Annotated in this window: 21 protein-coding genes; 11 read left to right on the top strand and 10 right to left on the bottom strand. The window is 72.3% G+C overall.

Going from position 1 to position 20,639, the window contains the following annotated elements; translation table 11 throughout:
* The first annotated feature begins 2 nt into the window (after positions 1 to 2).
* Positions 3 to 1,139 (top strand): DNRLRE domain-containing protein, encoded by a 1,137-nt coding sequence (locus LL648_RS17300; protein ID WP_232663607.1) that lies wholly within the window; start codon positions 3 to 5, stop codon positions 1,137 to 1,139.
* Positions 1,140 to 1,217: 78 nt separating this feature from the next.
* On the opposite strand, the gene rocD is transcribed toward LL648_RS17300, so the two are convergent.
* The 3 genes from rocD to LL648_RS17285 form a co-directional block, all read right to left on the bottom strand.
* On the bottom strand, positions 1,218 to 2,507 hold the full coding sequence (gene rocD / locus LL648_RS17295) for an ornithine--oxo-acid transaminase (protein ID WP_232663606.1): 1,290 nt from the start codon (positions 2,505 to 2,507) through the stop codon (positions 1,218 to 1,220).
* Positions 2,504 to 3,358 carry a dimethylargininase gene (ddaH, locus tag LL648_RS17290; protein WP_374112058.1) on the bottom strand — a complete coding sequence of 285 codons (855 nt, stop codon included), beginning with the start codon at positions 3,356 to 3,358 and terminating at the stop codon, positions 2,504 to 2,506. The genes rocD and ddaH overlap by 4 nt, the downstream gene beginning before the upstream one ends.
* 344 nt (positions 3,359 to 3,702) lie before the next feature.
* The gene (locus LL648_RS17285) at positions 3,703 to 4,155 is read right to left on the bottom strand and encodes an Lrp/AsnC family transcriptional regulator (protein ID WP_232663605.1); all 453 of its coding nucleotides are present in this window, start codon (positions 4,153 to 4,155) and stop codon (positions 3,703 to 3,705) included.
* 25 nt (positions 4,156 to 4,180) lie between these two features.
* Between LL648_RS17285 and LL648_RS17280 the strand changes: the two genes are divergently transcribed.
* The 4 genes from LL648_RS17280 to LL648_RS17265 all read left to right on the top strand — a co-directional run bounded on the left by LL648_RS17280 (position 4,181) and on the right by LL648_RS17265 (position 8,855).
* Positions 4,181 to 5,401, top strand: a complete 1,221-nt coding sequence (locus LL648_RS17280; RefSeq protein ID WP_374112057.1) for an arginine deiminase — start codon at positions 4,181 to 4,183, stop codon at positions 5,399 to 5,401.
* Positions 5,398 to 6,423: a DUF4185 domain-containing protein gene (locus LL648_RS17275; RefSeq protein WP_232663603.1), complete on the top strand. Its 1,026-nt coding sequence runs from the start codon at positions 5,398 to 5,400 to the stop codon at positions 6,421 to 6,423. Before LL648_RS17280 ends, LL648_RS17275 begins: the two co-directional genes overlap by 4 nt.
* 270 nt (positions 6,424 to 6,693) lie before the next feature.
* The gene (locus tag LL648_RS17270; RefSeq protein ID WP_232663602.1) at positions 6,694 to 8,061 is read left to right on the top strand and encodes an FAD-binding protein; all 1,368 of its coding nucleotides are present in this window, start codon (positions 6,694 to 6,696) and stop codon (positions 8,059 to 8,061) included.
* 47 nt (positions 8,062 to 8,108) lie between these two features.
* On the top strand, positions 8,109 to 8,855 hold the full coding sequence (locus LL648_RS17265; RefSeq protein WP_232663601.1) for an AIM24 family protein: 747 nt from the start codon (positions 8,109 to 8,111) through the stop codon (positions 8,853 to 8,855).
* Positions 8,856 to 8,859: 4 nt separating this feature from the next.
* Here the strand turns inward: LL648_RS17265 and LL648_RS17260 are convergent, their stop codons facing one another.
* Genes LL648_RS17260 through LL648_RS17250 form a run of 3 tightly spaced genes read right to left on the bottom strand, consistent with a single transcriptional unit; the run spans position 8,860 to position 10,866 of the window.
* Positions 8,860 to 9,225 carry a hypothetical protein gene (locus tag LL648_RS17260; protein WP_232663600.1) on the bottom strand — a complete coding sequence of 122 codons (366 nt, stop codon included), beginning with the start codon at positions 9,223 to 9,225 and terminating at the stop codon, positions 8,860 to 8,862.
* An 11-nt stretch (positions 9,226 to 9,236) separates the two neighbouring features.
* Complete coding sequence (locus LL648_RS17255; RefSeq protein WP_232663599.1) at positions 9,237 to 9,467, bottom strand: ribbon-helix-helix domain-containing protein; 231 nt, start codon at positions 9,465 to 9,467, stop codon at positions 9,237 to 9,239.
* A gap of 52 nt (positions 9,468 to 9,519) precedes the next feature.
* Complete coding sequence (locus tag LL648_RS17250) at positions 9,520 to 10,866, bottom strand: replication-associated recombination protein A (RefSeq protein WP_232663598.1); 1,347 nt, start codon at positions 10,864 to 10,866, stop codon at positions 9,520 to 9,522.
* Between the two features lie 93 nt (positions 10,867 to 10,959).
* Between LL648_RS17250 and LL648_RS17245 the strand changes: the two genes are divergently transcribed.
* The 6 genes from LL648_RS17245 to LL648_RS17220 all read left to right on the top strand — a co-directional run bounded on the left by LL648_RS17245 (position 10,960) and on the right by LL648_RS17220 (position 15,287).
* On the top strand, positions 10,960 to 11,502 hold the full coding sequence (locus LL648_RS17245; protein WP_232663597.1) for a Uma2 family endonuclease: 543 nt from the start codon (positions 10,960 to 10,962) through the stop codon (positions 11,500 to 11,502).
* 34 nt (positions 11,503 to 11,536) lie between these two features.
* A complete protein-coding gene (locus LL648_RS17240) occupies positions 11,537 to 12,139 on the top strand; it encodes a helix-turn-helix transcriptional regulator (protein ID WP_232663596.1) in 603 nt (200 codons plus the stop codon).
* Positions 12,136 to 13,311 (top strand): aminotransferase class I/II-fold pyridoxal phosphate-dependent enzyme, encoded by a 1,176-nt coding sequence (locus LL648_RS17235; RefSeq protein WP_232663595.1) that lies wholly within the window; start codon positions 12,136 to 12,138, stop codon positions 13,309 to 13,311. The genes LL648_RS17240 and LL648_RS17235 overlap by 4 nt, the downstream gene beginning before the upstream one ends.
* 9 nt (positions 13,312 to 13,320) lie before the next feature.
* Positions 13,321 to 13,812 carry an Lrp/AsnC family transcriptional regulator gene (locus LL648_RS17230; protein WP_232663594.1) on the top strand — a complete coding sequence of 164 codons (492 nt, stop codon included), beginning with the start codon at positions 13,321 to 13,323 and terminating at the stop codon, positions 13,810 to 13,812.
* Positions 13,809 to 14,963: an aminotransferase class I/II-fold pyridoxal phosphate-dependent enzyme gene (locus LL648_RS17225; protein WP_232663593.1), complete on the top strand. Its 1,155-nt coding sequence runs from the start codon at positions 13,809 to 13,811 to the stop codon at positions 14,961 to 14,963. The genes LL648_RS17230 and LL648_RS17225 overlap by 4 nt, the downstream gene beginning before the upstream one ends.
* 93 nt (positions 14,964 to 15,056) lie before the next feature.
* Entirely contained in the window at positions 15,057 to 15,287 is a 231-nt protein-coding gene (locus tag LL648_RS17220; RefSeq protein WP_232663592.1) for a hypothetical protein, read from the top strand.
* A 73-nt stretch (positions 15,288 to 15,360) separates the two neighbouring features.
* Here the strand turns inward: LL648_RS17220 and LL648_RS17215 are convergent, their stop codons facing one another.
* The 4 genes from LL648_RS17215 to aspS all read right to left on the bottom strand — a co-directional run bounded on the left by LL648_RS17215 (position 15,361) and on the right by aspS (position 20,577).
* Positions 15,361 to 16,182, bottom strand: coding sequence for an SGNH/GDSL hydrolase family protein (locus tag LL648_RS17215; protein ID WP_232663591.1), 822 nt, complete (start codon positions 16,180 to 16,182; stop codon positions 15,361 to 15,363).
* Positions 16,183 to 16,602: 420 nt separating this feature from the next.
* Entirely contained in the window at positions 16,603 to 17,796 is a 1,194-nt protein-coding gene (locus LL648_RS17210; protein ID WP_232663590.1) for a hypothetical protein, read from the bottom strand.
* Positions 17,797 to 17,807: 11 nt separating this feature from the next.
* Positions 17,808 to 18,749, bottom strand: coding sequence for a DUF389 domain-containing protein (locus LL648_RS17205; protein ID WP_232663589.1), 942 nt, complete (start codon positions 18,747 to 18,749; stop codon positions 17,808 to 17,810).
* Positions 18,750 to 18,759: 10 nt separating this feature from the next.
* Positions 18,760 to 20,577 carry an aspartate--tRNA ligase gene (gene aspS / locus LL648_RS17200; RefSeq protein ID WP_232663588.1) on the bottom strand — a complete coding sequence of 606 codons (1,818 nt, stop codon included), beginning with the start codon at positions 20,575 to 20,577 and terminating at the stop codon, positions 18,760 to 18,762.
* Positions 20,578 to 20,639 lie beyond the last annotated feature (62 nt).

Raw genomic sequence — 20,639 nt, 5'->3', positions numbered from 1 at the left:
TCATGATGCGAGAGATCGGGGCGGCGCTGCTGAGCGCGGGGCTGCTCGTGACCGTGCCTCCTATGCCGGCCGCGCCCCCTGTGCAAGCCGGCGGGGACCGGGTCGAGGCCCGGACCGAGAGCAGCACGACCACGGTGCGGCCCGACGGCGGCCGGCTGCTGACCCTCTACACCGGGACCGTCCAGATGCGCGCCGGGGCCGAGTGGGTCCCGGTCGACCTGACCCTTGCGCCGGGGCCGGACGGGGTGGCCCGGCCGCTCGCCGCGCCGCACGACCTGCGGCTCACCCCGCAGGGCCCGGTCGTGACGTTCGCCGGCGGCGGCGCGGCCGCACTGGACTGGACGACGTCGCTGCCGGCACCCGTGCTGGCCGGGCCCCGTGCGACCTACCCGCAGGCCCGCCCCGGCTACGACCTCGTCGTCGAGGCGACGCGCGCCGGTTTCGTCGCGTCGCTGCGGCGCGGCGCGGCCGCACCGGCCGGCACCCCGACGGCGCCCGTCACACCGCTGGCGCTGCGCACGACGACCGAAGGCGGGCCGGAAGCACATGCCGAGGCCGAACCGGCGGCGCAGGAGCGCGGGCCGATGACGGAGGCCGAGTCGTCCGTCAGCAGGGTCGTCGCGGCGGCGCCGGCCACGGCGACCGTCCCGTTCGACACGACCGTGCAGAGCACCGTGCTGCGCTCCGACCTCGGCGGCGACCCGGACCTGCGGCTCGGCAGCTACGACGGCACCGCCGTCGCCCGCAGCTACCTGACCTTCCCGCTGGCCGAGCTCACCGGCCGACCGATCGTCTCGGCCGTCCTGCGGTTGCACCAGGACTGGTCGGCGGGCTGCCAGCCGCGGTCGTGGGAGGTGTGGTCGACGGCGCAGGCCGGCCCTTCAACCCGCTGGGCGAACCAGCCCCTCGGCGAGCACCGCTGGGCGAGCACCACCGAGACCCGCGGCCGCAACCCGGAGTGCGCGGCCGGCTGGACCGGCGTCGAGGTCACCGAGCTGGTGCGGGCGTGGGCGCGCGGCGGCGCGCCGATCGGAACGGTCCAGCTCCGCGCGACCGACGAGGCCGACCCGGCGAGCTGGAAGCGGATGGGGTCGGCGGAGAGCACCAACGTCCCCCACCTGGACGTCCAGCTGGGCTGACGCCCCGAATCCCCCCACCGTTTTGTGCACCTGCGCGCCCGTACGGCGCGCAAGTGCACAAAACGGTGGGGAAGTTGGTCAGCCGGCGAGCCCGGCGAGGCCGGCGAGGCCGGCAAGGTCCGCCAGCGCGGCCTCCAGTGCGTCCACCGCGCCGTGCAGCTCCGCCTCGGTGATCACCAGCGGTGGCGAGAGCCGGATCGTCGAGCCGTGGGTGTCCTTGACGAGCACCCCGCGGCGCATCAGCGCCTCGCTGACGGCACGGCCCGTCCCCAACCGGGGGTCGACGTCGATGCCCGCCCAGAGGCCGACGCCGCGGCTGCCGGTGACGCCCTTGCCGACGAGCCCGGCGAGCCGTTCGTGCAGCACCGGGCCGAGCGTGCGGGCGCGTGCGAGCACCCCGTCGGGGCCGTCGTCGGCGAGCAGCTCGATCACGGCCCGCCCGACGGCGCACGCGAGCGGGTTCCCGCCGAACGTGCTGCCGTGCTGGCCGGGCTGCAGCACGCCCAGCACGTCGGCATCGGCGACGACGGCCGAGAGCGGCATGATCCCGCCGCCCAGCGCCTTGCCGAGCAGGTACACGTCGGCGTCGACGCCGGCGGCCCGCGTGGCCAGCAGGTGCCCGGTGCGGCCGAGCCCGGCCTGCACCTCGTCGGCGACGAACAGCACACCGGCCGCGTCGCAGACCTCCCGCACGGCCGGGAGGTAGCCCGCCTCGGGGACGATCACACCGGCCTCGCCCTGGATCGGCTCGATCAGGACGGCGACCGTCTCCGGCGTGATCGCCGCCCTGATCGCGGCGGCGTCGCCGTACGGGACGACGTCGAAGCCGGGGGTGAACGGCCCGAAACCGCCACGGGCGTCGGGATCGGTCGAGAACCCGACGATCGTGGTGGTGCGACCGTGGAAGCCGCCGGAGGCGACGACGATCCGGGCCTGGTCGGCCGGCACGCCCTTGACCTCGTAGCCCCACTTGCGCGCGACCTTGACGCCCGACTCGACGGCCTCCGCCCCGGTGTTCATGGGCAGCACCATCTGCTTGCCGAGCAGCGCCGAGAGCTCCGCGCACCACGGGCCGAGCTGGTCGCTGCCGAACGCGCGGCTGGTGAGCGTCACGCGGTCGAGCTGGCGGTGCGCGGCGGCGACGAGCACGGGGTGGCGGTGCCCGAAGTTCAGCGCTGAGTAGCCGGCGAGGCAGTCGAGGTAGCGCCTGCCCTCGACGTCGGTGACCCAGGCCCCCTCCGCCTCGGCGACCACCACCGGCAGCGGGTGGTAGTTGTGCGCCGAGTGCTCGTGCAGGAGCGCCTCGTGCAGTCCCGTCGTCCCTGTCGTCTCCGTCGAACGGGCGGTTGCGGGCTCGGTCAGGGTCATGCGCGCACCTCCAATGTGCAGCACTTCGGTCCGCCGCCGCCCTTCAGCAGCTCGGACATGTCGACGGGCACGGCGGTGAAGCCGCGGTCGGCGAGCGTCTTCGCGAGCCCGGTGGCCTGCGCGGGCAGCACCACGTTGCGGCCGTCGCTCACGGCGTTGAGCCCGAGCACCGCGGCGTCGGCGGGATCGGCCTCGATCGCGTCGGGGAACCGGGAGCGCAGCACCGCCTGCGACGCCGGGGAGAACGCGGCGGGCAGCCAGGCGATCGTGACCGGGTCGAGCACGGCGACGGCCGTGTCGAGGTGGTAGTAAAGCGGGTCGACGAGCTCCAGCGGCAGCACGGGGCGGGCGAGCACCCGCTCGGCCTCGGCGTGCGCGCGGGGGTCGGTGCGGAAGCCGGTGCCGGCGAGCACCGTCTCCTCCCCTTCCGGGCCGACGACCAGCAGGTCGCCCTCGCCCTCGTTGACGAACTCCGGCTCGACGACCCGCTCGTACCCGGCGGCGCTGAACCACGCCGCGTGCGCGGCGGCCTCGCCGGCGCGTTGCGGGTAGCGGAACCGCGCGCCCAGGACGATCCCGTCGAGCACGGTGGCGCCGTTGGCGGCGTAGACCATGTCGGGCAGGCCGGGCAGCGGTTCGAGCAGGTCGACGCGGTGGCCGAGGTCGAGGTAGACCGCACGCAGTTCGTCCCACTGCCGCAGCGCGAGGGCGAGGTCGACCGGGATGTCGGGGCGCATCCACGGGTTGATCGCGTAGGTGACGGCGAAGTGCTCGGGGCGGCACATCAGGTAGTGCCGCGGGGTCGCGACACGCTCGGAGACCTCGGACGGGAGAGGAAGGACGCTGGTCACGGGCTCGCTCCACGATCGATGCGGGGTGGTCCGCGGCGACGGCGCCGGGTGAGTCCAACGCTAGGAACCCGGTGGGCGGCGGACAATCGCGAGCTGTTGCCTCCACACGACGATCCGTTGCGTGATCAGCCGCATCCACGCTCGATCGTTGCGCGCCGGCAAGGCGACCCAACTTCCCCACCGTTTTGCCAACCTGCACACCCGAAACGCCGTGCAGATAGGCAAAACGGTGGGGACCTCCTACCGGTCGTCGAGCGGCGGTGGCCCAACTTCCCCATCGTTTTGGGTGGATGCGCGCTCCCACGGCGCGCAAGTGCCCAAAAGGGTGGGGAACTTCGGGGGCACTACGGGGCGGGGACGGCCGGGCGGCGGATCAGCGGGGAGAGCACCAGCACCGACTTGGTCCGCGCGATGAACGGCTGCGCGCCGATCTGCTCCAGCACCTGCTCGAAGTGGTGCATGTCGGCGGCCAGGATCCGCAGCACGGCGTCGGCCTCCCCCGAGACGGTGCTCGCCTCGACGATCTCGGGGAAGCGCTGTATCGCGGCCCGGATCGTCGCGGGCGCAGTGCTGTTGCGGCAGTACAGCTCGACGTACCCCTCGACCGACCAGCCCAGCGCGCCCGGGTCCATCCGCACGGTGAAGCCGGTGATCGCCCCGCCCGCACGCAGCCGGTCGACCCGCCGCTTGACCGCCGACGCCGAGAGGCCGATCTCCGCGCCGAGGTCGGCGTAGCTGCGCCGCGCGTCCGCTACCAGCAGCGCGATCAGCTTCTCGTCGAGCGAGTCGAGTTGCACCGTCCCATCCTGCAGGATGGACGCCATGTATCGCGTCGACTCCGAGGTCGGGCAGCTGCGCCAGGTGATCGTGCACCGGCCGGGCCTCGAGCTGAAGCGGCTCACGCCGGGCAACAAGGACAGGCTCCTCTTCGACGACGTGCTGTGGGTGAACCGCGCGCAGGAGGAGCACGACACGTTCTCCGCGCTGCTGCGGGAGCGCGGTGTGGTCGTGCACCAGTTCGGTGAGCTGCTGCGGCAGACGATCACGATCCCGGAGGCGCGCAAGTACGTCGTCGACCGGATCTTCGACGACCGGATCTACGGCCCGCTCGCGATCGACGCGCTGCGCAACTGCTTCGACGCGATGGACGTGGAGACGCTCGCCGATCACCTCATCGGGGGAATCACGAAGCGCGAGGTGCTCGACCGGATCCCCGAGCCGCGCTCGATCGCGTTCCACGTGCTCGACGTCGACGACTTCGTGCTCGAACCGCTGCCCAACCACCTCTACACCCGCGACACGTCGGCGTGGATACACAACGGCGTCTCGATCAACAGCATGCGCAAGAAGGCCCGGATGCGCGAGACGGTGCACTACGAGGCCGTCTACCGGTGGCACCCGCTGTTCGCAGGAGCGGGGTTCGCGGTCTGGTCGGAGGGCTCGGTCAACGGGCCCGCGACCACCGAGGGCGGCGACATGCTGGTACTCGGCGGTGGCGCGGTCCTGATCGGCATGAGCGAGCGGACCACCCCGCAGGGCGTCGAGCGGCTGGCGCGGCGCCTCTTCGCCGGCGGCGAGGTCGACCGGATCGTCGCGCTGCGGATGCCCGAGACCCGCGCGCTGATGCACCTCGACACCGTCATGACGATGGTCGACCCGGAGACGTTCACGAAGTACGCGGGCCTCGGCATGCTGCCGGCCTACACCGTGCGGCCCACCGACAACGACAAGGAACTGCACCTCACCGATCACCGGCCGGAGGACATGCATGCTGCGATCGCCGAGGCGCTCGGCCTGCCGCGGATCCGGGTGCTCACCGCCGAGCAGGACGTGCACGCCGCCGAGCGCGAGCAGTGGGACGACGGCTGCAACACGCTCGCGGTCGCGCCGGGCGTTGTCGTCACCTACGAGCGCAACGTCACGACCAACACCTTCCTGCGCCGCAACGGCATCGAGGTGCTCGACATCCCCGGCGGCGAGCTGGGCCGCGGGCGCGGCGGCCCGCGCTGCATGAGCTGCCCGATCGAACGCACGCCGGCATGACCGCAACGAACGTCCCGACCGCTCGCAAGATCACCGATCTGACCGGGCCCGGCCACACCGACCGCTTCGGCATCGGCGGCACCGACCTCGGCGCGACCACAACCGCCCCGGACGGCCGGCTCGTCTCCGTCTTCGGCGACACGTTCGAGCGCGCCACCGTCGGCGGGCGCGGCTGGCGCTCGCCCGTGATCCTCTTCGGCGACCCCGCGAGCGTCGCCACCGGCATCGAGTGGACGGGGTCGGCCGGCGAGGGTGACTACGCCCACCAGGTCTGCGACTACCGGCACAACCGCTGGGTCGACGGCTGCCGGGTGGTCACCAAGCTCCCCACCGACGTCATCCGCATCGGCGACACGCTCTACCTGCACGTCATGGTGTGCCGCGAGCTGGGCACCGTGCACTGGACGGAGCTGCACAGCTCGCGCGACAACGGCGTCACCTGGGAGGTCACCGATGCCCGCTGGCCGGGCGACCACCTCGGCGGGCTGTTCCAGATGCTCACCTGGGAGATCGGCGGCGACGGGTACGTCTACGCGTTCACCACCGGCTTCCAGCGCGCGCACGGCCTGATCCAGCACCGCGTGCCCGAACACGCCGTGACCGATCCGGCGGCGTGGGAGAGTTGGGGCTTCTCCGACGGGAGCTGGGGGTGGGGCCGCCCGCCGACGATCACGCTGCCGGGGCGGTTCGGCGAGCTCTCGCTGCGCCGGGTCGAGGGCCAGCTGCTCCTCGCCGCGTTCGACGACGGCAACTACCGGATGGACGTGTTCGCGCTCGACTCCTTCACCGCCGACATGCACGTCGCACCGCGGGCGACGGTGCTGCACGGCTGCCTGTGGGAGGACGAGGACCACGACGCGGGGCGGGTAGCGCAGCTCTACGGCGGCTACATCGTGCCCGGCTCGACGCTGGCGGAGCTCAACCTGATCGTCAGCCAGTGGAACACCGCCACCAACTGGCCGTACCACGCGATGCAGTTCCGCACGGACGTCAGCGCGCTGGCCGGATCCCAGACGCCGTAGGCCAAGGTCCCAGGACGTCCACCCCGCACGCCGGGGTCAGGAAAGTCCGTCATGGCCCTCCGGGCCGCCACGAAGGATGAGAATCCGGGCTGGGCGCGGCGCTCGGGTGTACGGCCGGGATGTGCGTAGCCGTTGCCCACGCGAGGGCAGGAAAGCCACTTTCCCGCCCTCACAGGGCCGGAAAGTGGCTTTCCTGCCCTCCGCGCACCGCAGCCAGCGGCCTCCGGCGTGGCGGCTCCGCACACGTCGCTCCCCTCATACGATGCCGCTGTGGCCGCGCACCCTCCCGACCCCGGCTGGGGCGCGCTGCCGCGGCTCGACGGCACGCTCCACGTCGAGCCGGCGATCCGGCAGGAGGCGGCGCACGACGCCGGGCGGCTCACCGAGCGCCTCCCGGCCGCCGTGCTGCGGCCCGGGTCGGCGCGCGACGTCCAGGACGTCGTCCGGTTCTGCCGGAGGGCGAACGTGCCCGTCGCACCGCGCGGGCTCGGCAACACCACCGGCGGGCAGAGCCTCACCGCCGGCGGTGTCGTGATCGAGACGCGCTCGCTCGCGGGGATCCGGTTCACCGCGGAGGGCGCGGTCGTCGGCGCCGGTGTCACGTGGCTGGAGCTGGCTCGCGCGGCGCACGAGCGCGGCCGCGCGATACCCGCGGCGACCGGGTACCTCGACCTGACCGTCGGCGGCACGCTGTCGCTCGGCGGTGTCCCGCCGGCGATCTCGGCAGGCGCGCAGGTCGACCACGTCGTCGAGCTGGAAGTCGTCACGGGGGACGGCGAGCTGCAGCGCTGCTCGGCGGCCCGGGATCGCGAGCTGTTCGAGGCCGTGCTGGCCGGCGTCGGGCAGTTCGGCGTGATCACCTCGGTGACCGTGGCGCTCGTCCCGGCGCCGCAACGGGTGCGCGGCTACCACCTCGCCTACACCGACCGGGCCGCGTTCTTCCAGGACTACCGCACACTCGTGCACCGCAATGAGGTCACCGAGGTCTACGGCGACTGGTGGCGGCCGGGCGAGCACGGCGAGGTGCACCACCTCAACGCGTTCGTGTTCCACGGTGCCGAACCGGACGACGACCACCTGCTTCGCGGGCTCACCGTCGCGCCCGAGTCCGCCGAGGTCCGCACCGCCGACTACCTGGACCACGTCTCCCGCATCGACGACGCCGTCGCCGGCCTCCGCACGGACCTGCACTGGGACACGCTGGCCAAGCCGTGGTTCACGGTGTGGCTGCCGGAGTCGACCGCCGAGCGGTTCGTCGCCGACGTCGTGGGCGGGCTCGCGCCGCACGACGTAGGCGAGGGCGGGTTCGTCCTGATGTACGTCCACCGGCGCTCGGCGCTCACCCGCCCGTCGTTGCGACTGCCCGAGGCCGACGGCAGCGACTGGGTGTACCTGTTCACGCTGATGACGGCGGGCCCACCGGACGACCCCGAGCTGCCCGGGCGCATGCTGCGCCGCAACCGCGAGCTCTACGAACGTGCGCGGGCCGCCGGCGGCGTCCGGTACCCGATCGAGTCGGTCGAGTTCGGGCCGGCGGACTGGGCGGCGCACTACGGCGAGCGGTGGCAGCGCCTCGTCGAGCTCAAGCGCCGCTACGACCCCGGTTCGATCATGACACCGGGCACCGCGTGGGCATGAAACGCACGTGAGTCGGAGATGCAACAACGTCCCGACACATTCGCAGCATGCGAAGTGATCTGTTCAGCCCGAACAACGCGGAAACCGCCGGGCACCGTGGAATGGCACTGCAGAACTCGAAGATGGTCAAGGTCGCGCTCGAGGGCGAGGTGATCGCGCGGCAGGGCGCCATGGTCGCCTACCAGGGCCAGATCGAGTTCGAGGCGCTCGGGTCCGGTGGGATCGGCCGGTTCATCACCCAGCAGCTGACCGGCGAAGGCATCCCGCTCATGCGCGCGAAGGGCCGGGGCGACCTGTTCCTCGCCGACTACGCCTCCGACGTCTTCCTCGTCGACCTGGAAGGCCCGCACGACGGGCTCACCATCAACGGGCGCAACGTGCTGGGGTTCGAGCCGAGCCTCTCGTGGGACATCCAGCGCGTCCAGGGCGCCGGCATGCTCTCCACGGCGGGCCTGTTCAACTGCGTCTTCACCGGGCGCGGCCGGATCGCGATCACCTGCAAGGGCACGCCGGTCGTGCTGGCCGTCGACCAGCCGACCTACGCCGACCCGCAGGCCGCGGTGTGCTGGTCGGCCGGGCTGCAGACCGGCTTCCACCGCGCCGACCAGCTCGGTCTGGGCACGCTGCTCGGCCGGACCACCGGCGAGGCGTTCACGATGAGCTTCGCCGGGCAGGGGTTCGTGGTCGTGCAGCCGTCGGAGGAGATCGGCGGCAGCCTGGTCAGCGGCACCGGCGCGGGCCAGCAGGCGGGCAGCTCGGGCGGCGGGATCCTCGGCGGCTTCCTCGGCCGCTGAACCGCTACGGGAGCGTCTCCACCTCGACGCCGGCCAGATCCATCGACAGGTACTGCGTGGCATCGGCCGTCACCAGCGGCGAGCAGCGGTCGCGGGCGCACAGCACGGCGTGCGCGTCGCGCAGCTCGCCACCGAGGGAGCCGACGGCGCGGGCGCGGTCGGCCGTCAGCTCGTCGACGACGGTGACGGGCAGGCGCATGAGCACCTCCATCACCGGGTGCTCCTTGTCGCGCAGCTGGGACCACGTCGCGGCGATCGCCGTCGCCGGCACCACGAGCACCACACCTTCCTCGACGGCCGTCCAGACGAGCGCCGCCGAGTACACCGATGTGCCCGACGCGAACGCGACCAGCGTGGTCGAGTCGAGCACCCGCCCGCCGATCACGACGGGGCGAGGCCGAGGTCGCGGCGGACGGCGTCGATCGCCTCGCGCGGCGGTCGGCCGCCCAGCACGCGCTCCAGCTCGCCCAGCGCCCGCGCCCGCGACAGGTGCGTGCGCAGCGCCGCCGCGACGAACGCCGAGAGGCTCTCCGCAGCCCCTCCGGCCACGGCGCTGCGCGCATCGCGCAGCAGGTCGGGAGGCAGGCTCACCGTCACACGCTCTGCGGTCACACCAGGACCCTAGTTCGCTCATACCAGGCCAGACCATGCCGTTGAGCGACTTTCACCCGCCGCGGACGGCCTTGCGCAGCTTGACCAGCCGCTCGCCGAGCACTCGCTCGCCGCCGTGAGGGCTGGGCCGGTAGTAGTCCTTCCCGACCAGCGAATCGGGCGGGTACTGCTGCGCGAGCACCCCCTCCGCGACCTTGTGCGGGTAGCGGTACCCGACGGCGTTGCCGAGCTTCTCGGCGCCCGCGTAGTGGCCGTCGCGCAGGTGCGGCGGCACCGCCCCCACCGCACCGTTGCGCACATCGGCCATCGCCTCGTCGATCCCGACGATCACGGCGTTCGACTTCGGCGCCGTCGCCAGGTGGACGGTGGCCTGCGCCAGCGCGAGCCGGCACTCCGGGAGCCCGACCAGCTGCACGACCTGCGCCGCTGCCGTCGCGGCCTGCAACGCCGTGGGATCGGCCAGCCCGACGTCCTCGCTCGCGTGGATCATCAGCCGGCGCGCGATGAACCGCGGGTCCTCCCCCGCCACCAGCATCCGGGCCAGGTAGTGCAGCGCGGCATCGGGATCGGAGCCGCGGATCGACTTGATGAACGCGCTGATCACGTCGTAGTGCTGGTCGCCCGCCCGGTCGTAGCGAACGGTCGCTTCGGTGACCGCGCGCTCCACAGCGGGGACGTCGATCGTGGTGGCGTCCGTGCCGAGCACGCCGTCGGCGGCGGCCTCCAGCGCGGTCAGCGCGCGCCGGGCATCGCCCGCGGAGAGGCGGATCAGCGCCTCCTCCGCCTCCTTCGCCAGCTCGACGGCGCCGTCGAGCCCGCGCTGGTCGGCCACGGCGCGGCGCAGCAGCTCGCGCACGTCGTCGTCGGTGAGCGACTGCAGCTGCAGCACCAGCGACCGCGAGAGCAGCGGCGACACCACCGAGAACGACGGGTTCTCCGTGGTGGCGGCCACGAGCAGCACCAAGCGGTCCTCGACGGCACCGAGCAGGGCGTCCTGCTGGGTCTTGGAGAAGCGGTGCACCTCGTCGATGAACAGCACGGTCTGCTGGCCGCGGTAGTCGCGCCGGCGGCGCGCGTCGTCGATGACGGCGCGCAGCTCCTTCACCCCCGACGACAGCGCCGAGAGGGCAACGAAGTGCCGCTCGCCGACGCCCGCGAGCAGCCGCGCAATGGTGGTCTTGCCCGTGCCGGGCGGGCCGTAGAGCAGCACGGACGCGGCGGCGCCGCCCTCGACCAGCCTGCGCAGCGGCGCGCCGGGCCGCAGGAGGTGCTGCTGGCCGACCACCTCGTCGAGCACACGCGGGCGCATCCGGACGGCCAGCGGCGCGGTGGCGCGCGCCGGCTCCGCCTCCTGGCCGGAGGCGGGTTCCTCGAGCTCGAACAGTCCGTCGGTACTCATCGCCCACCAGGGTGCCACCGAGCACCGACATCCGCGGAACCGCCCGGTTCTGTCGGTGGGCAACGGCACCCTGTCCGGATGAGACCTGTCCGCATGAGACCAACATGGCCCGACCACCGCATCACGTACGAGGAGTGGGCGGCCATGCCGGAGAGCGAGTTCCGGGTCGAGCTGGTCGAGGGGCTGATCGTCGAGTCCCCGAGCCGGTCGACCTGGCACCAGAAGGCCGCCGGGCGCCTGACCATCCGCCTCGACGATCAGCTTCCGCGATCGTTGACCGCGCTTGCCGGCGTCGCCGTCGTGCTCGATCGCGAGCGACCGACCGTCCGGGTCCCCGACATGATCGTGACGTCGTCGTCGGTGCTGGAGCCCGGCCACGACCACCCGACCGCAGCGGAGGTCCGGCTCTGCGCGGAGATCCTCTCCGAGGCCACCGAGCACCTCGACCGAGCAGTGAAGTTCGCCGAGTACGCCGCGGCCGGCATACCGCAGTACTGGATCATCGATGTCGGGCCGCCGACGACCCTGCTCGCATACGTGCTCGTCGGCAACACCTACGAGCTCTCCGATGCCTCCACGCTGGAAGTGGCGAACCACCGCGTCACCATCGACCTGGACACTCTCGTCCGACGTTAGACAAATATTCCAGCAATCAGATAGAGTGTCCAGCATGCTCGACTGGCTGCGCCCCCAGGCGCCCGTGTGCGAGGCGCTCGCCGCGTTGCTCGCCCCGCACGGCGAGGTCGTCGTGCACGACCTCACGACCGGCCGGATCGCACAGATCTGGAACCCGATGTCGGGCCGGGACGTCGGCGACGACTCGCTGCTCGACATCACGGTGACCGCCGACGGGCCGGAGGTCTACGGCCCGTACGCGAAGGTGCTGCCGGACGGACGGGCGTGCACGTCGATCAGCGCCGTGCTCACCGACGCCGACGGGAAGCGGCGCGGGCTGCTGTGCGTCAACCTCGACCGCTCCCCGCTCGACCGGATCGCGGCGCTCGCCACGTCATTGCTGGCCCCGCGCACCGAGCGCCCACCGCAGCTGTTCGACCGCGACTGGCGCGAGCGCATGACGCTGCGCGTGCACGAGTTCTGCCGCGACCGCGCGCTCACCCGCGACCAGCTCGACCGCAACGCGCGCCGCGAGCTGGTCGCCGTGCTCGACGCGGAAGGTCTGTTCGAGATGCGCCGCTCGACCGAGCTTGCCGCGGAGACGCTGGGCGTCTCGCGCGCGACGCTGTACGCCCTGCTCAAGGAGGTCAGATCGTGATCACGCCCCGGCTGCCCGACTTCCGGTTGGAGACCTACTTCTCGAAGTGGGAGTTCGCGGCGCGGTACCACCTCACGGCGTCCGACGCGCAGACGATGACCATCGGGGAGCTGCTCGCGCTCGGCACCGACGACGACCGGGCGGCGTTCGCGGAGCTCCCGCTCGGATACACCGAGACGTGGGGCGGCGACGCCCTGCGCGCCGCGATCGCCGACACCTACAGCGAGTGCACCCCCGACGACGTATTGGCGTTCGCCGGCGCCGAAGAGGCGATCTTCTGGACGATGCAGCTGCTCGTCGGCCCCGGCGAGCACGTCGTCGTCACGGTGCCGAACTACCAGGCCCTCGAAACGGTCCCGCGCGCCACCGGCGCCGAGGTCACCGGCGTCCTGCTGGACCCCGCGGACGGCTGGCGGCTCGACCTGGACGCCGTCCGCGCCGCGCTGCGGCCGAACACCCGGCTCGTCGCGGTGAACTTCCCCAACAACCCGACCGGCGCCGTCCCCGACCGCGATACGTGGCTCGGGCTGGTCGCGCTGTGCGAGGAGCGCGGCATCCGGTTGCTCTCCGACGAGGTCTACCGCGGGCTGGAGCTCGACCGCTCGCGCACGCTCCCGCAGGCCGCCGACCTGTCCGGTACGGCCGTCTCGATCAACGTGATGTCGAAGTCGTACGGCCTGCCCGGCCTGCGCATCGGCTGGGTGGCGTGCCGCGACCGCGACGTGCTGGCCGCGCTGGAGCGCCACAAGCACTACACATCGATCTGCAACGCCGGCCCGAGCGAGCTGCTCGCAGGCATCGCGTTGCGCGCGGGTGAGCGCATCCAGGAGCGCAACCGGGCGATCATCGCGGCGAACCTGCCGGTGTTCGACGCGTTCTTCGCCCGCCACCCCGACCTGTTCGAGTGGGAACCGCCGGACGGCGGGTGCGTGGCGTTCCCTCGTTACCTGGGCGGTGAGGGCGCCGAGACGTTCGCCCGCGAGCTCGTCGAGAATGTGGGTGTGCTCGTTCTGCCCGCCAGCATCTACGCCTCCGAGCTGGCGACCACGCCCACCGACCGGTTCCGCATCGGCGTCGGCCGGCTCGACCCCTGGCCCGCGCTGGCCGCCGTCGAGGAGTTCCTGGGAGCCTCGGCCCGCCCGACACCATCGGGGCGCAAGGCCACACCGTAATGTCGAGCCGTGCGGCAGATCCTCGAACTGCTGGAGCGTGACGCCCAGCTCAGCCACGACACGATCGCGACGATGACCGGCCTCCCGGTCGCGGAGGTCAGCGAGGCGATCGCGACGTGGGAGGCGTCCGGCGCGATCCGCAGGTACAAGGCGGTCGTCGACTGGGACACCGTCGACGAGGACCCGACCAGCGAGACCGTCACCGCCTTCATCGACGTCTCGCTCGCGCCGGCGCGCGGGGTCGGCTTCGACGACGTCGCCGCTCGCATCGCCCGCTTCCCCGAGGTGCGCAGCGTCTACCTGGTCTCGGGCAGCCACGACCTGCGCTGCACCGTCACCGGACGCACCATCCGCGCAGTGTCGGACTTCGTCTCGCAAAAGCTCTCGACGATCGACAGGGTGCAGTCGACGGCGACGCACTTCGTGCTGAAGACCTACAAGCGCGACGGCGACGCGTTCAGCCAGCCCGAGCCGGACCACCGACTCCCCGTGACACCGTGAAGCCGCTCAACGAGGTCATCGCGGCCTGCCCGCCCTCGGGGATCCGACGGTTCTTCGACATCGCAGCCGAGATGGACGACGTCATCTCCCTCGGGGTCGGCGAGCCCGATTTCGTCACGCCGTGGCGGATCCGTGAGGCCGGCATCTACGCGTTGGAGCACGGCTACACCACCTACACGTCCAACGCAGGGCTGCCGAAGCTGCGCGAGCTGATTTGCGCCGACCTCGCCGCGCGGTACGACGCCCATTACGACCCCGGCACGGAGTGCCTGATCACCACGGGTGTGTCCGAAGGGCTCGACCTCGCGCTGCGGGTGCTGCTGAACCCCGGCGACGAGGTGATCATCCCGGAGCCGTGCTACGTCGCGTACGAGCCGTGCGTCGCGTTCGCCGGTGGCACACCGGTGGCCGTGCCGACGCGGTGGGAGGACGGGTTCGCGGTCGATGCGGACGTCGTCGCCGCGGCGATCACGCCACGGACGAAGGCGATCCTGATCGGCTCGCCGGCCAACCCGACCGGCGCGGTGCAGCCGCGCTCGGCGCTGGAAGGGCTGGTGCGCCTCGCCGAGCAGCACGACCTCTACCTGATCTCCGACGAGATCTACGACCGGCTCACCTACACCGGCGCACACCAGTGCCTCGGCGCGCTGCCCGGCGCCCGCGAGCGGACGGTGGTGCTCGGCGGCTTCTCCAAGGCGTACGCGATGACGGGCTGGCGGGTCGGCTGGATCTGCGCGCCCGCGGCCGTCGCGGAGCTGGCCGTGCGGGTGCACCAGTACACGATGCTGTGCGCGCCGCACGTCTCGCAGGTGGCTGCCGTCGAGGCGATGTCCGGGCCCGGCGACGACGTCGACGAGATGGTCGCCGACTACGACCGGCGCCGCAGGGTCTTCGTGAAGGGCCTGCGCGAGACCGGGCTCGACTGCCCCGAGCCGGGCGGCGCGTTCTACGCGTTCCCGTCGATCCGATCGACTGGGCTCGACTCGGAGACGTTCGCCGAGCGACTGCTGCACGCGGAGCACGTGGCCGTGGTGCCGGGCAGCGTCTTCGGGCCGTCCGGGGAGGGACATGTGCGCTGCTCGTACGCAACGGCGTTGCCCCTTCTGGAGGAGGCGCTGGTGCGGATCGAACGGTTTGTGCGTTCTCTCTGATTTCTTTGACGGCGAGTAGTCGGACGTCAACGCAGCGCAGTTTTCGCATCGCGTTCACAGCGCTGCAAAGTCGGCCGGCAAGGGTGTACCGACATGGACACAGACACCATGGGCCGTGAACCGCGCTGCCCGCTCTGCGCGCTCGCCCGCACCCCGGCCGACGTGGCCGGGCTCGCCTGGAGCAGCCAGCACGAACCCGACGGCACCGTCACGTGGATCTGCCCGACGTGCACCCGCGCGCAGCTGTGGCGGATCGAGGCGCAGCTCGCCGTCGCCACGCCCCGCGGGCCCGCCCCGGCCGAGCCGCAGCGGCGCGCCGCCTGAAGTTCCCCACCGTTTTGGGTGGATGCGCGCCGAAACGGCGCGCAAGTGCACAAAACGGTGGGGAGGTTCGGGGTCAGCGGCGGCGCAGCTCCGAGGCGAGCGCCTGGATCATGACGGGTCCGAGGTCGCCGCCGCGCCGGATCAGCCAAGGCAGGCCCTTCACGACGAGCCACGCCGCGCGGTGCAGCGCGGTGACCTCCCGACCGCCGGAGCACTCCAGGCTCACGGGCTGCGGGACGGCGTACCCGGCACGTTCCAGCAGCTCGGCGAACCCCGCCGCGAGCATCCGGTGACCGCGTTCAGAAGGGTGCAGCCGGTCGACGGCCCACGCGTCGCGGTCGTAGCCGCCGGGCAGCGCGTCGAGGTCGAGCATGCCGATCCCGGCTGGCTCCGACGCGCACACCGCGTCGCAGACGGCGTTCAGCGCGAGGACCCGCCGCACGAGCGCGCGGCGCAGCGGCGCCGGCAGCCGGAAGACCTTCGTGTGGTCGTGGTAGCGCAGCATCAGGACGTGCGCTCCGGCCGCGCGCAGCGCCGAGACCATCGCCAGGTAGTCCCCCTGGATGGCGTCGGGGTCGAAGTCGGAACGCAAAGTGTCGTTCATCCCGACGAAGATCACGGCGACGTCGGGCCGGGCGGCGAGTACGGCGGCGAGCTGCTCGCGGCGCACGTCGGCGACCCGGGCGCCCGTCCTGGCCGTGTTCACCAGCGACGCCACCCCGAGCGCGTCCCCCAGCAGCACGGGGAAGCCGCGCCAGCCACCGGCGACGGGATCGCCGAGACCGGCGGGGGTGGAATCGCCCATGGTGGCGAGGACGCGCACCTGCCGGGATGCGGGCTCGGCGAGGGCGCCGGAGGTCGAGGACGGCGCGAACATCGGCTGGAGCGCGGTCACGGATGTCACGATCACCGATGCCGACTCCGCCACGGTGTGCGCGGGATGACGTGTCGAGGACCGCTCGTGAAACGCTCGGTGCCGCACCGGCCCGCTGACCTGCACCGTTACCCCACCACCGCGAGTCGGGCCCAACACGTGCGCGAGTCCTGCCCAGCACGTGCGCGAGTCGGGGCGACGCGGTGAGTCGACACCTTCGGCACGGTGAGTCGACACTTTCGGCACGGTGAGTCGACGGTTCCGGTCGTGCGATCTGCGCGCCAGGTGGCGACTCACCGTGCCAGAAGTGACGACTCACCGTGCCAGAAGTGACGACTCACCGTGCCAGAAGTGACGACTCACCGTGCCAGAAGTGACGACTCACCCGCGGCGGCGGCCCGACTCGCGCGCTGCGCGGGCCCGACTCGCGGCGGGGCGGGGTCAGGCGACGGAGCGGAAAGCCGGGTAGACGGGCAGCGCGGAGGGGGTGTCGGGGAAGCGTTTGGCCAGCGCGCCGGCGACCGCGAGGCCGAGGTCGGCGGTGGCGGGGCGGCCGGCGGCGTCGGCGGCCACGGCGAGCTGGCGCCAGTAGTGCGCGAGCGCCGTGCTGATCCGCGGGGAACGGGTCGCGTCGCTCCCGATCAGCATGTCGCGCACCCGGATCCGCGGCAGCAACCACCACGTGCACAGCCACACCCAGAGCAGCTGGGCGTCGAGCAGCTGCTGGTCGAGCCGTTCGGGGTCGTCGAAGTCGGGCCACACCGCCGCGACCTCGTTGCGCCACGCCTCCAACATCATCTCCGACATCCCGGCCGGCAGCGCGAAGCTGGCCTCGCACCCCGGGAAGGGGACACGGAAGTAGGCGGCGTCGAGCGCGATGTCGCGGAAGCAGCCCCACTCGAAGTCGACGAACCGGACGCCCCTGCTGGTCACCAGGTTGTTGTCCGGGCAGGTGTCGGACGGGCTGAAGGCGCGGTACCGGGTGCCGCCCAGCAGCCGCGCCGTCACCTGCGCCTCGATGCCGGCGGCCGGCGAGACCACCACCCCGAGCTCCTGCTCGAGCAGCGCCGGGACCTCGGCGAACGCAGCGCGCGCGTCCTCGGCCATCGGGTCGCGCCACGCACGTTCCCCGAGCCGGCGCAGCAGGGCGCCGAAGTCGTTCTCCCGCCCGGCGGTCGCGGCCTGCATCCGCCCGAGCGCACGCGCCCAGCTGAGCAGGCAGCGCTGCGCCGCCGCGGGATCGGGGCCGAACAGCTTGTCGGCGAGCGTCGAGCTGCGCCCGAGGTCCTCCAGCACGAGCAGCCGCGCCTGCGGGTCGTGCGCGATCAGCACCGGGCTCGGCCGGGAGTCCGCCGGCAGCGCCGTGAACAGCTGGCAGCTCGCAACCTCGTAGTGGAACGGGTCGGGCTGCCCGGCTTTCGGCTCGGAGATGTAGTGCTTGACGACGAGCGTGCGCGGCAGCGAGAACGGGTTGCGAGCCACCCGCGCACGCGCCACGACGGACCGGGAGCTACCGCCGAGGTCCTCTGGATCGGCCAGCACCACGCTCGCGCCGGACCGGCGGGTGAGCAACCGCTCGGCCGCGGACAGCGCAGCAAGTACCGGCCTGGGAAAACTGCCCAGGTCGCGAACCATCGCCATCGACCCTACCCCGACGAGAGCCTGCGGCGGCTCCGAATGCCACGCGGTAGGCGTCCGGAAAGCAGAAGAACAGCGAGCGCCGCGACGATCACGCCGATGATGTTGACGAACAGCTGCAGCGCGGAGCCTGCGGCCTGCGCGAACCGGCCCTCGACGAGTGCGACCGACGCGAACGCGGCCGCCGGCACCGTCGTGACGGAGATGAACACGCCCACGAGCGACGCCGACTTCGCCGAGGTCAGCGCAAGCATCCCGGCCGCGCCCGCGAGCAGCGCGACGATCAGCGAGAACGGGCCGACCTCGTAGATGAAGTCGACCTGGTCGAGCATGTCGAGATCACCGACGTTGAGCAGCCCGACCGCCTCGAACAGCAGGGTCGCCGCCGCGGTGATGCCCATGGCGAACGGGAAGCCGACACCGAGCGCGATGGCGCCGCGCTTGACGAGGTCGCCGCGCCGCAGCGCGATCCCGACGGCCATCGCGGCGAGCGGCCCGAACTCGGGCCCGAGCACCATCGCGCCCACGACCGTGACCGGCGAGTTGGTGATCGCGCCGATCGCGGCGAGCAGGCACGCGATGGTCAGGAACGACTGGAAGCTGATCGAGAGCCGCGACTCCTCACCGGTCCGGGACACCAGCTCGTCCCAGATGACGGCGTCGGTCGGGTCGCCGGGTGCGGCCTCCTCCGCGGCGTCCGCGGCATCGGACAGCGAGGTGTCGATCGCCTCGAGCGTCACGCCGCCGTCGCGATCGATGCCCAGCTCGCACAGCTCGACGAGCAGCCCGTCGACGGCCTCGCGGGTGACGTCGGCCTCGACGACGTCACCGACCGGTTGCAGCGCGATCCCGGGCAGCTCCATCACGTGCGTGGCGCCGGGGGCGTTCAGCAGCAGATCCCGTACCGACCCGGTGAGCGCGGTCGGCGAGATCACTCTCATGTGCAGCACGGCGCAGCGTCTAGCTCGGCTTCGCGACAGGTGGAGCCGAGGGCCCAGCCGACGGCGCGGCCGCTGCGGGAGCGACGGGCTTCGCGTCGATGCCGGCCTCCTTGCGCTGCTCGGCGGTGATCGGCGCCGGCGCGGAGGTCAGCGGGTCGAAGCCGCCACCGGTCTTCGGGAACGCGATCACCTCGCGCAGCGACTCGGCACCGGATAGCAGCATGCAGATCCGGTCCCAGCCGAACGCGATCCCGCCGTGCGGCGGCGGGCCGTAGGCGAACGCGTCGAGCAGGAAGCCGAACTTCTCCCGCTGCTCCGCCTCGTCCATCCCGAGCAGCGCGAACACGCGTTCCTGCACGTCGGAGCGGTGGATACGGATCGAGCCGCCGCCGATCTCGTTGCCGTTGCAGACGATGTCGTAGGCGAACGCGAGCGCCTGGTCGGGCGACTCCTCGAACCGGTCCATCCAGTCGCCGTTCGGCGAGGTGAAGGGGTGGTGCACGGCCGTCCAGCCCTGCTCGACGCCCTTGTCGTCGCGGATGCGCTCGAACATCGGCGCGTCGACGACCCACACGAACGACCACGCGCTCTCGTCGACCAGACCACACCTGCGCGCGATCTCGCCGCGCGCGGCGCCGAGCAGAGCACGCGCGTCGGCCGGGTGGCCCGCTGCGAAGAAGATGCAGTCGCCGGGCGCGGCACCGACGGCCTTCGGCAGTCCGTCGCGCTCGCTCTCGGAGAGGTTCTTGACGACGGGGCCGCGCTCGTCGACCGCGCCGTCCTCGCCGACCAGGACGTAGGCGAGGCCACGCGCGCCGCGCTGCTTCGCCCACTCCTGCCATGCGTCGAGCTGCTTGCGGGGCTGGCTCGCGCCGCCGGGCATCACGACTGCGCCGACGTACGGGTTCTGGAACACCCTGAACTGGGTGTCGGCGAAGTACTCGGTGAGCTCGGTCAGCTCGACGGCGAAGCGCAGGTCGGGCTTGTCGGAGCCGTAGCGCGCCATCGCCTCGGCGTAGGTGAGCCGGGCGATCGGTCGCGGGATCTCGTGCCCGACCAGCTCCTTCCACAGCGCAGCCGTGATCGTCTCGCCCAGCTCGATGACGTCGTCCTGCTCGACGAAGCTCATCTCGATGTCGAGCTGGGTGAACTCCGGCTGCCGGTCGGCGCGGAAGTCCTCGTCGCGGTAGCAGCGCGCGATCTGGTAATAGCGCTCGGTGCCGGCGACCATCAGCAGCTGCTTGAACAGCTGCGGGCTCTGCGGCAGCGCGTACCAGGAGCCGGGACGCAGCCGCGCCGGCACCAGGAAGTCGCGCGCGCCCTCCGGCGTGGAGCGGGTCAGCGTCGGCGTCTCGACCTCGACGAACTCACGCTCGTGCAGGACGGTGCGCGCGATCCGGTTGGCTTCCGACCGCAGGCGCAGCGCGGCGGCGGGGCCGCTGCGGCGCAGGTCGAGGTAGCGGTGCTTGAGCCGGATCTCCTCGCCGATCTCGCTGTGCTCGTCGAGCGGGAACGGGAGCGGCGCCGACTCCGAGAGCACCGTGAGGTCGGTGACCGTGACCTCGATGTCGCCGGTGGCGAGGTCGGGGTTCTCGTTGCCTGCGGGGCGCCGCGCGACCTCGCCGGTGATCCGGACGCAGAACTCGGCGCGCAGCCGGTGCGCGCGCTCGGCCATCTCGCCCTCGCGGAACACCACCTGCGCCGAACCGGACGCGTCGCGGAGGTCGATGAAGATCACGCCACCGTGATCGCGGCGGCGCGCCACCCACCCGGCGAGGGTCACGGTCTGTCCGGAGTGCTCAGCACGCAGCGTGCCGACGGGATGGGTGCGCATCACGGTCCGAGGCTATCCGGACACCCCCGGAGGCCGACCACCAGGTTTCCCCCGGAGCCGCCACG

This window comes from Pseudonocardia sp. TRM90224, from assembly GCF_021245725.1.
Lineage (GTDB): Bacteria > Actinomycetota > Actinomycetes > Mycobacteriales > Pseudonocardiaceae > Pseudonocardia.
This window is presented reverse-complemented; position numbering and strand designations above follow the sequence as displayed.

Excerpts from the sequence above, each read along its gene's own strand:
- LL648_RS17300 (WP_232663607.1), top strand. The coding sequence starts at position 3 with ATGATGCGAGAGATCGGGGCGGCGCTGCTGAGCGCGGGGCTGCTCGTG.
- rocD (WP_232663606.1), bottom strand. The coding sequence starts at position 2,507 with ATGACCCTGACCGAGCCCGCAACCGCCCGTTCGACGGAGACGACAGGG.
- LL648_RS17280 (WP_374112057.1), top strand. The coding sequence starts at position 4,181 with ATGTATCGCGTCGACTCCGAGGTCGGGCAGCTGCGCCAGGTGATCGTG.
- LL648_RS17275 (WP_232663603.1), top strand. The coding sequence starts at position 5,398 with ATGACCGCAACGAACGTCCCGACCGCTCGCAAGATCACCGATCTGACC.
- LL648_RS17265 (WP_232663601.1), top strand. The coding sequence starts at position 8,109 with ATGCGAAGTGATCTGTTCAGCCCGAACAACGCGGAAACCGCCGGGCAC.
- LL648_RS17250 (WP_232663598.1), bottom strand. The coding sequence starts at position 10,866 with ATGAGTACCGACGGACTGTTCGAGCTCGAGGAACCCGCCTCCGGCCAG.
- LL648_RS17245 (WP_232663597.1), top strand. The coding sequence starts at position 10,960 with ATGAGACCAACATGGCCCGACCACCGCATCACGTACGAGGAGTGGGCG.
- LL648_RS17240 (WP_232663596.1), top strand. The coding sequence starts at position 11,537 with ATGCTCGACTGGCTGCGCCCCCAGGCGCCCGTGTGCGAGGCGCTCGCC.
- LL648_RS17220 (WP_232663592.1), top strand. The coding sequence starts at position 15,057 with ATGGACACAGACACCATGGGCCGTGAACCGCGCTGCCCGCTCTGCGCG.
- LL648_RS17210 (WP_232663590.1), bottom strand. The coding sequence starts at position 17,796 with ATGGTTCGCGACCTGGGCAGTTTTCCCAGGCCGGTACTTGCTGCGCTG.